Origin of the sequence: Pseudofrankia saprophytica, assembly GCF_000235425.2 — a bacterium.
In the GTDB taxonomy this organism is placed as follows: Bacteria; Actinomycetota; Actinomycetes; order Frankiales; family Frankiaceae; genus Pseudofrankia; species Pseudofrankia saprophytica.
The window spans coordinates 6,022,907-6,035,639 of record NZ_KI912266.1 but is presented as its reverse complement, the minus strand read 5'-3'; the positions used below and the strand labels follow the sequence as shown (position 1 = coordinate 6,035,639).

Below are 12,733 nucleotides of genomic sequence, written 5' to 3'. Positions count from 1 at the left end.
TCGTCGCGGGCGTGATTCGGCCGAGTTCGCGACCGCGGCGACACGGAGATGGTGATCAATCGGTCACGTGCCGTCGGGCGGACGCCGACGGCGCAGGTGCGGCGCCGGTTTGTCGGTGGCGTGCGGCAGCATGCGGGTGTGGCCTCGGTAGCGCGTCTCCCCGGTGCGGCGGCATCGGGTGGTGACGCCGTCCGCGCGGTCGAGGTGCTGCGCGCGGCCGGGGTAGGGCGTGGGGACGCGGTGGCCGTGGTCACGGTCGCCGGGGTCGGGACGGCGCTGGCGTGGGACGGCGGGGGATGGGCCGAGGCGGCCGAGGCCGGTGGGCTGCTGGCGGAGGTGGAGGCCGCGGTCGGGCCCCGCTGGGTGTGGTGGTCGACGCGAGGCTCGGGGTCGCCGCTGACCTTGACGGCCGGCGTCGGTGGCGCGGTGCGGGTCGGCGGTGGCGGGCCGGCGCTGTGCTGGGACCTGGCGGCGGTGCACCGGGTGCTGCGCGGCGGGCACCGGGACGATCCGGGGGCGGTGTGGGCGGCTGTGCGCGGCCTGCCGGTCCCGCCCGCGCCGCACCGGCCGCGGCGGGACGGGCAGCTCGACCTGCTCGCGATCGTCGACGACGAGGACGCCGACGACCCGGAGGCGGACGACCCGGTCGGGCCGGACGGGCAGCTGCGGACGGGCTGGGTCGAGGAGACGCTGCGCGGCACCGCCGCGGGCGGGTTGGGTGAGCGGCTGGCCAGGGCGGGGCGGTTCGCTCGGCTCGCGCTGGTCGTGATGGCCGCGCAGGAGGAGGCGTTGCGGGCATTGCCCGACCCACGGACGCGGCCGGGCCGGCTCCCGCTCGCGGTGCTGACGGCGCGGGCCGAGTCGGCCGCCGAGCTGCTCGCCCACGAGCTGTGGCGCGTCGGGCTGCCCGTCGACCGGGCGACGGCCGAGGTGACGATCGGCGAGATCGTCGGGCCGCGGTCCCGCGACGCCGTCGGGGAGGCGGCGGCGCGGCGGGAGCGGGACGCCCCGGTGCTGCGGCATCTCGGCTCGTCGGTCGACCTGCGCAACCCGGCGTCGATCCGGGCGGGCCTGGCCGCGCTGGGGATCGATGTGCCCGATACCAGGGCGGGGCGGCTGACGCCGCTGCGCGGGACACACCCGGTGGTCGACGAGCTGCTGACCTGGCGCAAGGCCGAGCGGATCGCGACGACCTACGGTTTCCGCTGGCTGGACACCCACGTCGGCGCCGACGGCCGGCTGCGCGGCGAGTGGCATGGCAGCGACGGCGCCGCCGGGCGGATGACCGCCGCGGCCGGGCTGCACAACCTGCCCGCCGACCTGCGGGTCCTGGTGGTCGCGGAGCCTGGGTACAGGTTCGTGCGCGCCGACCTCGGCCAGATCGAGCCGCGGGTGCTGGCCGTCGTCTCCGGCGACCCGGAGCTCGCGAAAGCGACCGCGCAGGACGATCTGTACGCCCCGGTCGCGGCCCGGCTCGGGGTCGACCGCCCGACGGCGAAGGTCGCGGTCCTCGCCGCGATGTACGGCCAGACGACGGGCGCCGCCGGCCAGGCACTACGCCAGATGCGCGAGACCTACCCGGTGGCGCTGGCCTATCTGGACGCGGCTGACGCCGCCGGCCGCGCCGCCGCCCTCGGCCGCCCGCTCGAGCCGACATCGCCGCCGCCCGGCGCCGCGCTCCAGCGCCCGTCGTCCGTCGCCGTTGTGGGCCAGAACCGGCCGGCCCCGACCCGACCGGATGGGGAGGCCGAGGCTGCGCTGCGGACGTTCGGCGGCCGTCGGATTCCGCTGCGCGCCCTCGCGGCCGCCACGACCGGGGCGACGAACATGGCCGGAGCCGGAGCCGGAGCCGGGGCCGGGGCCGGGGCCGGGGCCGGGGCGGGAGCCCGAGCTGGAGCGGGGGCCACGAACGCGGACCTGGACACGGACCTGGACCTGGGCCGGGCGAGCGCGGCGTGGGGCCGGTTCGCGCGCAACGCCGTCGTCCAGGGCGCCGCCGCCGAGCTGTTCAAGGCCTGGGCGGTGACGGTCCGTCAGGCCCTCGGGCCGCTCGGCGGCGAGATCGTGCTCTGCCTGCACGACGAGCTGCTCCTGCACGTCCCCGCGCAGCACGCGGACCAGGCCGTCGCCGCGACCCGGCACGCGCTCGCCGCCACCGCCGCCTACTGGGCCGCCGGCAGCCCGGTCCGCTTCGTCGTCGACATCGCGGTCGTTGACCGCTGGTCGGACGCCAAGGCCTGACCGCCGGTGGGCCGTCGTTCGTTTCACCAGCGTCATCGCGTTATCGCGTCACCAGCGTCATCGCGACCCTCTAGCAGGCTGAGTCCGGCCGTCACCACGCCCGGTGCGGCGGATCGCGTCCCAGTCGCAGGGTGGAAGCAGGTTGAGGCGGCCGTGTGTGGGCAGTTGGTCGAACCATTCGTCGCGGGTGTAGGTGCGTTCCCGCGCGAACTGTCGCTGTTTCGGTTCGCTGAGCCTGTCTGCCTGGCGGATCCCGTCGGCGATCGTGGTGAACAGCGTCTGGTAGGCGTCGAGGGCATGCCTCAGGGACTCGAGGTTGACCGGCGTGTCCGGTGCGGCCTGCTGGTAGGCGGTGGCAAGGGCGTCCAGCACCGCGGGTTGGTACTGGAACACGTGATGAAGGGCGCGAGTAGGCCGCGGGGCCGTAGCACCTGTGCGGCCTTGGCCGCTCCGGCGACCGGGTCGACCCAGTGCCAGGCCGTGCCGGCGATGACCGCGTCGAAGTTCCGGCCGGCCGGATCCCACACCTCGAACGTCGCCTCCTCGACCTCGATCCCAGCGCGCCGCGCGAACGCGGCCATTCGTGCGTCGGGCTCGACGCCGAGTACCCGGCATCCAGCCGCCTGGAACTGTCGGGCTTCGATGCCGGTTCCGCAGTCGACATCGAGGACATCGCGGCCGGGGCTGGCGGCAAGGATCGCGTTCACCAGATCGGCGGGATAGGGCGGCCGGACGCGGTCGTAGCGTGCGGCGCCCTGGCCGAACGACTCGGCGACCTGCCGGTGGCGATGAGGCGCGGGCTGCGGAGGCGTGTGCTTCTCCGGAATGGGAGGTATGCGGTCAACGAATCCGCGATCCCTCGTTTGGTGCCACATTATGTGCCACACTTGTTGGCGTGGTAACGACTGGGGAGCTGATGAAGAACGCCGTCGACGCGCGCCGTGTCGCCCAGACGGCGATGGCGCTGGCGGTCCGTGAGGCCCGCGCCCAGGGCTGGTCCTGGGACAAGATCTCAGCCGCCCTCGGGGGAAGCCCGAACGGCGAGACGCTGCGCAGAAACTTCGGCGATGGAAAGGCCACGCCGTGACCGATCACGTGGCCGGCGCCGCCCCGCGACCGGCGGCCAACAGGCTTCTGCGCGAGCACTACGAGACGCTCGCCGCCCTGCTCGACGCGAACACCTTCCGCCACCTGGACAGGCTCGGCGTCGCTGCCGGGCGTCGCTGCCGGGCGTCGCTGCTGGGAGATCGGCGCGGGAGCGGCGACCGTGCCGGCATGGCTAGCCCGACGCGTCGGGCTAGCCGGCTGTGTGCTGGCCACCGTCGTCGACGTGACCTTTCTGCGGGAGGCCGGCGACCTGTCCTTCGAGGTCGCCCTACACGACATCGGAGCCGACCCCGCCCCGCCGGGCGCCTTCGACCTCGCGCATGCCCGCCTGGTGCTGGAACACGCCCCCAGCCGCGACCCGGCCCTGCGCACAATGGCTCAGACCCTGCGGCCAGGAGGCTGGCCACTGATCGAGTCCGCCGACCCCCACTCCAGCCTCTCGCCTGCCCCGACGCGATAGCCCCGCCCAAGCCCGCGCGAACCGGCTCCGCAACGCCTGCTGGACACTCCAGGCCCGCCGCACCGACCTCGGCTATGCGCGCACGCTTCCTCACCGGCTCCGCGGCGTCGGCCTCACCGACGTCGAAGCCCAAGCCCAAGCCTGCTTCTCTCTCGCCGGCCCCGCCCCGGCCCGGCTCCAGCGCACCTTGATCGAACGGGCGCGTAGCCACCTGACCGCCGCGGGGTTGGCCACGGAAGAAGACATCGACCAGCACCTGGCGGACCTCGACGCGGCCGGCTTGACCTCGCGGCCTTCCCGGTCATCTCCGCCTGGGGCCGCAAAGAGCACTGACAACCCAGAGCAGCGCGACCTCGGCCGCTCTCGGCGTCAACGCGACGCGAGCCGCGGGCGAGCCGGTACCCGTGCCCTGTCACGGCGATGGACGGGTGCACCCGATCGGGGCCAGCCGGCATGGTGGTCGTCGCTAAGGTCGCCAAGGCCGTCACCGCCAAGGGCACGCTCACCATGCCGATGAGGCCATGTCCTTGGCGAAGCGCCACCAGAACAACACGCTTGTCGTCACGTCCACGCAGCCAGGGGCTGACGGGGCGTAGTGCGCCAGTGAGCTCGCGTAGCAGTCCGACGCTGTCGATCACCAGCGCGCTACCGACGCCGATCTGCATCGCCAGAGCTAGGCCCATCGCCCATCGCCCAGCCGCGCAACGTGTCGCCGATGGCACGCCGGACGCCTCCACCACCTCGTCGGATGCCTGTGCTGGCCGCTGTCGGGCCTTGATCCAGCCGTGGTCTGGGGTTGCGACAGGCACCCTGCGAGACCGTGTAGCATCTGCTTTGCACTCGGGCGGTGAGCCCGGGAGTCACCGGTCCGGGTGGCGGAATGGCAGACGCGCTAGCTTGAGGTGCTAGTGCCCTTTAACGGGCGTGGGGGTTCAAGTCCCCCCTCGGACACGATCCATTACCCCACGGTAGGCATCGTCGATCTTCAGGTAGGCCTTCACCGTGTTGGTCTCGACCTGATAGGTCAGGCGTAGGCCTAGATGGCGGTACAAGTCCGTCTTCTCCACTGGTTCCACCTCGGCGAACGCCTTGGCTGCCTCGCCCAGGGACGCGACCAGGCTGCTGATCTCCTCGCGCGTGAGCTGCCGCTCCTGTCCTTGCCGTGCCTCGCGGAGATCCCGCTCGGCGGTGGTCTTCTCCGCTTGGGCCTGTGCGATCCAGCCGGTGACGACTGCGGGGTCGGCTCCGGCGTCCAGCGCGGCTCGGTAGCGGGCCAGTTTGGCGTTGCTGTCCTCGATGGCCCGTCGGGCCTGTTCGCAGGCGAGATCATCGGCTGTCGTGCTGGTCTGGGCCGCGACCATGGCGTCGAGAGTCGTGGAGAGCTGCGGGGGAGCGAGGGCGCGGGCGAGCCAGCTGTCGAGGGCGGGCAGGATGGCGTCCTCGCGGAGGTAGACGTTGGTGGGGTGGCTGACGGTGTTCGCGAGGGCGTATTCCTGTGGGTAGCGGCAGCGGTAGTAGGCGACGCCTCGGGCGGTGTGGCCTTGCATCTTGCGGTCGCAAACGCCGCAGTAGAGCGCTCCCCGGAGCGCGTAGGGCTGGCGGGTGCGCGGTCGCTTCTGGTCGCCGGGGCCGCGTCCCCGGCCGGCGAGGAGTTGTTGTGCCTGGGTGAACGTCTCGGTGTCGATGATCTCCGGGTGGGCGGTCTCCTCCGACCAGACCCATTCGTCGGCGGGGTTCCAGCGCAGTTTGGTGGTGTGCCCGAGGCCGACGTCCTCGACGTCGAGGAGGACCTCGTCCTTGCGTTGGCGGTTCCAGACCTTGTACCTGCCGAAAAGTACGTCCGGGCAGGTCAGGCCGCATGTTCGTACTCGTGCAGGATGCCGCCGAGCCGGTCGCGCCGGCGGATGTCGAGGTGGGTGAGCCGGTCCGGGGCGGTGATCGGTTCGGGCGGCGGCCGGAGCGGTCTGGAGTTGGCAATGCCCTGGTGGGGACGGTGCGCGTTATAGAACGCCTCATAGGTGCGCAGGGTGTGCAGGAGATGGCGCTGGTTGTAGATGAGGGTTCGGTCGAGGAGTTCCCGGCGGCAGCTGCGCACCCACCGCTCCATGATCGCGTTCATCCGTGGGACTCGGACGCCGCTGCGCACGACTGCGATCCCGACGTCAGCCAGGATCGCGTCGAACAGGGCGGGGTACTTGCCGTCGCGGTCGCGGATGAGGTAGCGGGCGGTCGAGCCGGCGTCCTGGAGGTCCATGGCGAGGTTACGGGCGGCCTGGGTCACCCACGCGGTGGTGGGATGAGCAGTGGCGCCGAGGATCCGGATACGGCGGCTGGAATGTTCGATCACCGCGAGGATGTACAGGCGGGTCCCAGCCAGGGTCACCGTTTCGAAGAAGTCGGCGGCGAGGATCGCGTGGGCCTGGGACCGCAGGAAGCCGGCCCAGGTGGTAGCGGTCCGCTCGGGCACGGGGTCGATGCCTGCCTGGTACAGGATCTCCCAGACGGTGGACGGGGCGACTTTGATGCCGAGGGTCAGCAGTTCGCCGTGGATCCGCCGGTAGCCCCAGCTGCTGTTCTCCCGGGCCAGCCGCAGCACCAGGGTGCGGATCGAGGCCACGGTGCGGGGCCGGCCACGCCGTCTGGGGCGGGAAGCTCTGGCGTGGTAGCGGGCGATCAGGTTGTGTGGTGCCAGCGCAGCACCGTCTCCGGGCGCACGAGTAGCCGCAGGTCGCGCAGGGTTGGCCGCGGCAGCGTGTGCAGGAGTGCGGCGAGCAGGGCGCGGTCGGCGGGTTGGAATTGGAGCCGGTGGCCGTCGAGTTGGCGGTGCAGCACGGCGATCTGGTGTCGCAGGGTGAGGATCTCGATGTCCTTGTCGTGATCGCTGCGGGGCAGCAGGCGCAGCAGCGCGAACGCGTTCGTGACACCGAGGTAGGTCAGCCGAAGCACCATGAGGTGGCATCCTCGCGCAGCCACCGGCCCCAACGGCTGCGGCCACCCTGACCAGGGCGGATGGCATTATCGGCATGCACAGCCCGCGGGAAGCGCGGGGCGCGGGAAGGCCCGGATGGTCAGGTCCAGGTGACGGTGAGTTCGTTGCGGGCGCCGAAGCGTTCCAGGTGGCGGCCGACGACGTCCTTGACGCGGTCGAGGTCCTCGGCCGCGGGCGCGGTCGCGTGCAGCACGAGTGCGTCGCCAGTGGCGGTGAGCAGGCAGGTGCCGCCGGCGATCGTCAGCATGGTGCCGTGGGGAGTCTCGACCGGTTCGGAGTGCCGGCCGAGGTGGGAGGCGAGCTGCTTGAGGTAGCGCGGCGCGGCGTCGGTCGCCACCCGGGCGTCCGCTTCGAGCATGTCGACCATCGTTGACCTCCTTGAGGGTCCGGCTGCCTGACTGCCTGACGGCTTTGTTGCCGCCTCAGTCTCGTGACACCGCCCGGCCCGCGCCGGGCTGGCCCGCTGGGCTGGCGTGGTCGGCCGGGTCGAGGCCGGCCAGGTCGTGGCGGATCCGTTCGGCGAGGTACGGCAGGGTGCCCTCGCGCAGCCAGCGGGCGAAATGCGCGGATTCGGTGTGCGCACGCATCGCCGCCTCGTCGACGTATTCCTCGTAGATAGCGAAAACCACTGGATCCGTCGGCGACCGAGCGACGTGATAGGCGGTGTTGCCGGGCTCTGCCCGGGTGTGCCTGACCATTTCGCGCAGCGAGTCCGCCACCTTCTGCTCGGCGCCCGGGCGCGCCCGGTAATGCACGATGACGACGTGGCTCATAAATCCTCCGGCGGCGGATAGACAGGCGTACGAAACCCATCATGGACCGTCTCGCCCGCCGTCCGTGCCGTCCGTCGTGGCCCGCGGCGTACACCTTAGCTTGCGGTTCTGTGTGTGTCCGCTGACGGCGGACCGCTCCTACCATCGTGCTCGATCAGCGGCCGGGGCACCAGCCCCTGGCGCGGTAGCGAGCGAGAGGACGGTCGGGAGCCCATGGCACCAACGGCGCCGACAGGCCCGGGCTTGGCCCTCATGTCACCGCCCGAGGGCGTCTTCATCGACGTGCTGGACCCAGCCGACCTGCGGCGGGTGGTGGGGCGGGTACCGGCCATGTCGCCGGCGGAGGTCACCACCCTCTACGACGCGGCGGCCGAGGGAGCGGCGCGCTGGCGGGACACGTCGCCGCTCGAGCGGGCGCGGGTGCTGGCGGCGGGCGCGGCCAACCTGCGCAGCCGCCGGGAGGACGTCGCCGCGGACCTGGTCGCCGAGATGGGCAAGACCCGTGCCGAGGCGACCATCGAGGTCGAGAAGTCCGCGGACTTTCTTGACTACTACGCGGGCCTGGCACGTGCGCCCTACGGCTATCTGCTTGTCGATTCCCGGCCCGGAACGCAGACGAGTGTGCGCACAGAGCCGCTCGGCGTCGTCTGCCTCATCACCCCGTGGAACGACCCGCTGCTCACCCCGGCGAGAAAGATCGCGCCGGCGCTGGCGACCGGAAACGCGGTGATTCTGAAGCCGGCGACGGAGACACCACTTGTCGCCCTGCGCCTGGAACAGGCATTGCGGGAGGCGGGCCTGCCGTCCGGCGTTTTCGCGACGGTGACCGGTCGGGTGAGCGAGATCGAGGCCGCGCTGCTGGACGACCCGCGGCTGGCCGCCGTGTCGTTCACCGGCAGCAACGCGGTCGGCCAGCGGATCAAGCGGCGGCTCGCCGACCGCAACGTGCGCCTGCAGACCGAGATGGGTGGCAAGAACGCCTCGGTGGTGCTCGAGGACGCGGACGTCGACCTCGCCGTGGCGACGGTCGCCGCCGCCGCGTTCGGCCAGGCGGGCCAGCGCTGCACCGCCACCAGCCGGGTCATCGTCGATCGTGCGGTCGCCGGCCAGGTCGTCGACGGTCTGGCGCGCGCCGCCGCCGAGGTGCGCCTCGGCCCGGGCGCGGAGCCGGCGACCACCATGGGCCCGCTCGTCTCCGCCCGCCACCGCGCCGACGTGCTGGAGCACATCGGCCGGGCACGGGCGCAGGGAGCCCACGTCGTCACCGGGGGCGAGGCGCCGAGCGACGAGCCGCTCGCGCACGGCTGCTACGTCACCCCGACCGTCCTCACCGACGTCGAGACGACCATGGACATCTGGCGCGAGGAGGTTTTCGGCCCGGTCGTCGTCGTCCAGGTCGTCGACGGGTTCGACGCCGCGGTGGCCGCGACCAACGACTCGGCCTTCGGCCTCGCCGCCGCCGTCTTCACCACCAGCCTGGCGCGGGCGCACGCGTTCGCCGACCGGGCGAACACGGGGCAGGTCTCGGTGAACCTGCCGACCTCGGGATGGGACGTCCACATGCCCTTCGGCGGCTTCGGCGACTCCGGGTCACCATTCAAGGAACAGGGCCTGGAAGGTCCGCGTTTCTACACCCGGGTGAAGACCGTCGCGATCCGCCACGGCGGCGCGCTGTGAGCGTGGACGCCGAGCGGAACGGCCAGTCCGAGCGCCCGGTGACGGAGGTCTTGCCGGCGGGGTCGGGATGGCGGGTCGGGGTGGTCGGGGCGGGGCTGGTCGGACTCGCGGTCGCCCGCCGGCTCGCCCAGCTCGGCGCCGAGGTGACGGTCCTGGAGAAGGAGGACGACGTCGCCACCCACCAGTCCGGGCACAACTCGGGGGTCGTCCACGCCGGGCTCTACTACCAGCCCGGCTCACTGAAGGCGACGCTGTGCCGGCGCGGCGCGGGGCTGCTGCGCGAGTTCTGCGCCGAGCACGGGCTGGTGTTCAAGGAGATCGGCAAGGTCGTCGTGGCCCGCGACGGGGTCGAGCGCGGCCGGCTCGCCGGTATCGAGGCGCGGGCGAAGGCCAACGGTGTGCCGGGCGTGCGCTGGCTCGACCCGGCGGCGCTGCGGGAGCTGGAACCGAACGTCACCGGCGTCGCGGCGCTGCACTCGCCGACGACCGCGATCGTCGACTACCGGGCCGTGGCGCGCGCGATGGCGGACGACGTGCGCGCCGCCGGCGGACGGGTGCTGTTCGCCTCCCCGGTCGCCGCCGTGACCCCGGACGGTGTCGACGGTGTGTCGGTGCGGGCCGGCGAGGAGCGGTACCGGTTCGACCGGGTGGTGCTGTGCGCCGGGCTGCAGTCCGACGTCGTCGCGCGGCTCGCGGGTGATGACGCGGGGCCGGCGATCGTACCGTTCCGCGGCGAGTACTACCGGCTTGTCCCCGAGCGGGCGGGCCTGGTGTGCGGCCTCGTCTATCCGGTGCCGGACCCGGCCTATCCGTTCCTCGGCGTGCACCTGACTCCGCGGGTGGACGGCAGCGTGGACATCGGCCCCAACGCCGTCCTCGCCGCGGCCCGCGAGGGATATCGACGCCGTGACGTCAGCCCGCGGGAGTTCGCGGCGGTGCTGCGCTGGCCGGGGGCCCGCCGGCTGTTCCGCCAGCACTGGCGGGCCGGGGCGCGGGAGCTGCGCGGGTCGCTGTCCAAACGGGCGTTCGTCGCCGCCGCCCGCGCCTATGTGCCCGAGCTGCGGGCCCCTGACGTCGTGCGCGCTCCCGCCGGCGTGCGGGCGCAGGCGGTGGACGCCGACGGCGCGCTCGTCGACGACTTCCGGATCAGCCGCCTCGGCCCGGTGACCGCGGTCCGCAACGCCCCGTCGCCGGCGGCGACGTCGTCGCTCGCGATCGCCGAGCACGTCGTCGACCGCTTGGCCGCCGTCGCCTGAGCCGCGATCCGCGCGCCATCGCCCCGAACCGCCGTCGCTACGAACCGCCATCGCCGAGCCGCCGGTCCCCGAACCGCCGCCGTCGCGCCGTCCCGGCCGTCCGCCGCCGGGCTGGTTTCCAAGGTCCAGTCCGCCTCCACCGAGCGAAGCGAGGAACCGCACCGATGTTCATCGTCGACTCCCAGATCCACATCTGGAAGGAAGAGACGCCCGACCGTCCCTGGGTCCCGGGCGCCCGGGAACGGATCCGGCTCAACGGGCACCGTGAGGAGGCGTTCTCCTACGAGGAGGCGCTGAGCCTGATGGACGCCGCCGGGGTGGACCGGGCGCTGATCCTGCCGCCAAGCTGGGAGGGCGACCGGACCGACTACGCGCTCGAGGCCTGCGCGGCGTACCCGGACCGGTTCGGCGTGATGGCGCGGATTCCGCAGAACAAGCCCGCCGAGGGCGCGGCGATGATGCGGGACTTCGCGCAGAACCCGTATGTGAAGGGCACGCGCCTCACGTTTCACCGGCCGATCGACCGGAACTGGATGATCGACGGCACGAACGACTGGTACTGGCCGCTGGCCGAGGAGCTCGGCATCCGGACGATGGTGCACGCCCCGATCTGGAAGGCCGAGCTCGGCGCCATCGCCACCCGCCACCCCGAGCTGCGGATCATCATCGACCACATGGGGATTATGGCCCGCTGCGTCGACGACGCGATCGGCTACTGGGTCAAGGAGACCGCCGACCTGCACGTCCACCCGAACATCTACGTCAAGGTCTCGGCGATCCCCGGCTACTCGACCCACCCGTTCCCGAATCTGAACCTCGCCAAGTACGTCCGAGAGATGGTCGACGCGATGGGCCCGAAGCGCTGCTTCTGGGGTACCGACCTCACCCGACTCATGGGCCACGGCCTGACCTACGCCGACACGATCGCCCAGTTCACCGAGCACTTCGGCCTCACCGCCGAGGAGCTCGAATGGGTCATGGGCCGAGGGATCTGCGAGTGCCTCGACTGGCCGGTGCCGGTCGCCGCCGAGGCCGCCTCGGTCGCGGAGCCGGCCCCGTGACCGGTCCGGGCACCGGCGGCGCGGCTGGCGGCCGGGCGGGGGTCGACCGGGCCGACGGCGGCGAGGCGATCCTCGCCGCCTGCCGAAGCCTCGGCGTCGACGTGATCTTCTCCTCGCCGGGGTCCGAGTGGGCCCCGGTGTGGGAGGCGCTCGCCCGCCAGGCACGCGACGGCGCCGAGGGCCCCCGCTACCTGGACCTCATGCACGAGACGCTCGCCGTGGCGATGGCGACCGGCTACGGCCTGGTCACCGGCCGCCCGCAGCTGGTGCTGCTGCACGCCGGCCCCGGCCTGTTGCAGGGTGCCTGCGGCATCCACGGCGCGCTGCTCGCCGGGGCCGGGATGGTCGTCTGCTCGGCCGAGTCGCTGACCTACGGCGAAGGTCTGTCGGCCGGCGCGGGCGCCGTGGACCCGGGGTCGCAGTGGTACCGCAACCTGTCGATGGTCGGCGGGCCGCAGGCGTTCGCGGCACCGTGGGTGAAGTGGTCGTCGCAGGTCGGCGACGTCGGCACGCTGTACGGGTCGGTGGTGCGCGCCGCGGAGCTGGCGGTGCGCGGGCCCGCCGGGCCGGTGTACCTGAACGTGCCCGTCGAGGTGCTGCTCGCGCCCTGGGACGCGGCCCGGGCGGACGTGCGGCCGGTGGCGCCGGCGGGGCGGCGGGTCAGCACCGACGATGAGCTGGAGCGGGCCGCCCGCCGGCTGCTGGCCGCCGAACGGCCGGTGCTGATCACCGAGTCGGTGGGGCGGGCGCCGGACGGGTTCGGGGCGCTGGTCGAGCTCGCCGAGCTGCTCGCGGTCCCGGTGGTGGAGCCGCAGTCGGCGGTGTGCGCGAACTTCCCGCGCACCAGCCCGCTGCACCGCGGCGGCGAGGCCGGGGCGCTCACCCGCGACGCGGACCTGATCGTGCTCGCCTGCTGCCGGGCGCCCTGGTACCCGCCGAGCAACCGGCCCGCGGACGCCGAGGTGCTGGTGATCGACGACGTGCCGCAGCGGCCGGTGATGGCCTACCAGGTGCTCGGCGCCGACCAGTACCTGGAGGGCGACGTCGGCCCCACCCTGCGGGCGCTCAGCGCGAAGATCAAGGCGCTGGGTGTCGACGAGCAGCGGGTCGCGGCCCGGCGTGCCCAGCTCGCCACGCCGTCGCCGGCGGCGACCCGTGCCGGCGGCCCG

General features: G+C 73.0%; 14 protein-coding genes and 1 tRNA gene. 8 read left to right on the top strand and 7 right to left on the bottom strand.

Features of this window, described 5'->3' with window-relative positions; translation table 11 throughout:
* The first annotated feature begins 48 nt into the window (after nt 1–48).
* Nucleotides 49–2,241 (top strand): DNA polymerase, encoded by a 2,193-nt coding sequence (locus FRCN3DRAFT_RS0225610; RefSeq protein WP_007517373.1) that lies wholly within the window; start codon nt 49–51, stop codon nt 2,239–2,241.
* A gap of 57 nt (nt 2,242–2,298) precedes the next feature.
* Here FRCN3DRAFT_RS0225610 and FRCN3DRAFT_RS58305 read toward each other — a convergent pair whose 3' ends face one another.
* Both FRCN3DRAFT_RS58305 and FRCN3DRAFT_RS46255 read right to left on the bottom strand, forming a co-directional pair.
* Nucleotides 2,299–2,634: a hypothetical protein gene (locus FRCN3DRAFT_RS58305; protein WP_007517370.1), complete on the bottom strand. Its 336-nt coding sequence runs from the start codon at nt 2,632–2,634 to the stop codon at nt 2,299–2,301.
* On the bottom strand, nt 2,544–3,116 hold the full coding sequence (locus tag FRCN3DRAFT_RS46255; RefSeq protein ID WP_232794145.1) for a class I SAM-dependent methyltransferase: 573 nt from the start codon (nt 3,114–3,116) through the stop codon (nt 2,544–2,546). The genes FRCN3DRAFT_RS58305 and FRCN3DRAFT_RS46255 overlap by 91 nt, the downstream gene beginning before the upstream one ends.
* 20 nt (nt 3,117–3,136) lie before the next feature.
* Between FRCN3DRAFT_RS46255 and FRCN3DRAFT_RS54310 the strand changes: the two genes are divergently transcribed.
* The 3 genes from FRCN3DRAFT_RS54310 (at nt 3,137) to FRCN3DRAFT_RS0225585 (ending at nt 4,759) form a co-directional block, all read left to right on the top strand.
* Nucleotides 3,137–3,328, top strand: coding sequence for a hypothetical protein (locus FRCN3DRAFT_RS54310; RefSeq protein ID WP_131803359.1), 192 nt, complete (start codon nt 3,137–3,139; stop codon nt 3,326–3,328).
* 180 nt (nt 3,329–3,508) lie between these two features.
* Entirely contained in the window at nt 3,509–3,808 is a 300-nt protein-coding gene (locus tag FRCN3DRAFT_RS57910) for a methyltransferase domain-containing protein (protein ID WP_007517368.1), read from the top strand.
* A gap of 866 nt (nt 3,809–4,674) precedes the next feature.
* A tRNA-Leu gene (locus FRCN3DRAFT_RS0225585) sits at nt 4,675–4,759 on the top strand.
* Here the strand turns inward: FRCN3DRAFT_RS0225585 and FRCN3DRAFT_RS51890 are convergent.
* The 5 genes from FRCN3DRAFT_RS51890 to FRCN3DRAFT_RS46245 form a co-directional block, all read right to left on the bottom strand.
* Nucleotides 4,741–5,493 carry a recombinase zinc ribbon domain-containing protein gene (locus FRCN3DRAFT_RS51890; RefSeq protein WP_269799866.1) on the bottom strand — a complete coding sequence of 251 codons (753 nt, stop codon included), beginning with the start codon at nt 5,491–5,493 and terminating at the stop codon, nt 4,741–4,743. The genes FRCN3DRAFT_RS0225585 and FRCN3DRAFT_RS51890 overlap by 19 nt on opposite strands.
* Nucleotides 5,494–5,657: 164 nt before the next feature.
* Nucleotides 5,658–6,425, bottom strand: a complete 768-nt coding sequence (locus tag FRCN3DRAFT_RS55335) for an integrase core domain-containing protein (RefSeq protein WP_007517366.1) — start codon at nt 6,423–6,425, stop codon at nt 5,658–5,660.
* A gap of 56 nt (nt 6,426–6,481) precedes the next feature.
* On the bottom strand, nt 6,482–6,757 hold the full coding sequence (locus FRCN3DRAFT_RS58300) for a hypothetical protein (protein ID WP_007517365.1): 276 nt from the start codon (nt 6,755–6,757) through the stop codon (nt 6,482–6,484).
* Nucleotides 6,758–6,876: 119 nt separating this feature from the next.
* Complete coding sequence (locus FRCN3DRAFT_RS0225565; protein WP_007517364.1) at nt 6,877–7,164, bottom strand: DUF2218 domain-containing protein; 288 nt, start codon at nt 7,162–7,164, stop codon at nt 6,877–6,879.
* A 55-nt stretch (nt 7,165–7,219) separates the two neighbouring features.
* Nucleotides 7,220–7,570, bottom strand: coding sequence for a putative quinol monooxygenase (locus FRCN3DRAFT_RS46245; RefSeq protein WP_007517362.1), 351 nt, complete (start codon nt 7,568–7,570; stop codon nt 7,220–7,222).
* 252 nt (nt 7,571–7,822) lie between these two features.
* On the opposite strand from FRCN3DRAFT_RS46245, the gene FRCN3DRAFT_RS0225555 reads away from it, so the two are divergent.
* The 4 genes from FRCN3DRAFT_RS0225555 to FRCN3DRAFT_RS50735 all read left to right on the top strand — a co-directional run.
* A complete protein-coding gene (locus FRCN3DRAFT_RS0225555; protein ID WP_106410265.1) occupies nt 7,823–9,247 on the top strand; it encodes an aldehyde dehydrogenase family protein in 1,425 nt (474 codons plus the stop codon).
* Nucleotides 9,248–9,297: 50 nt separating this feature from the next.
* A complete protein-coding gene (gene lhgO / locus FRCN3DRAFT_RS0225550) occupies nt 9,298–10,503 on the top strand; it encodes an L-2-hydroxyglutarate oxidase (RefSeq protein WP_035929466.1) in 1,206 nt (401 codons plus the stop codon).
* A 164-nt stretch (nt 10,504–10,667) separates the two neighbouring features.
* Complete coding sequence (locus FRCN3DRAFT_RS0225545; RefSeq protein ID WP_007517356.1) at nt 10,668–11,564, top strand: amidohydrolase family protein; 897 nt, start codon at nt 10,668–10,670, stop codon at nt 11,562–11,564.
* The coding region (locus FRCN3DRAFT_RS50735) for a thiamine pyrophosphate-binding protein (protein WP_007517355.1) at nt 11,561–12,733 on the top strand (1,173 nt) is incomplete at its 3' end. The genes FRCN3DRAFT_RS0225545 and FRCN3DRAFT_RS50735, both read left to right, overlap by 4 nt.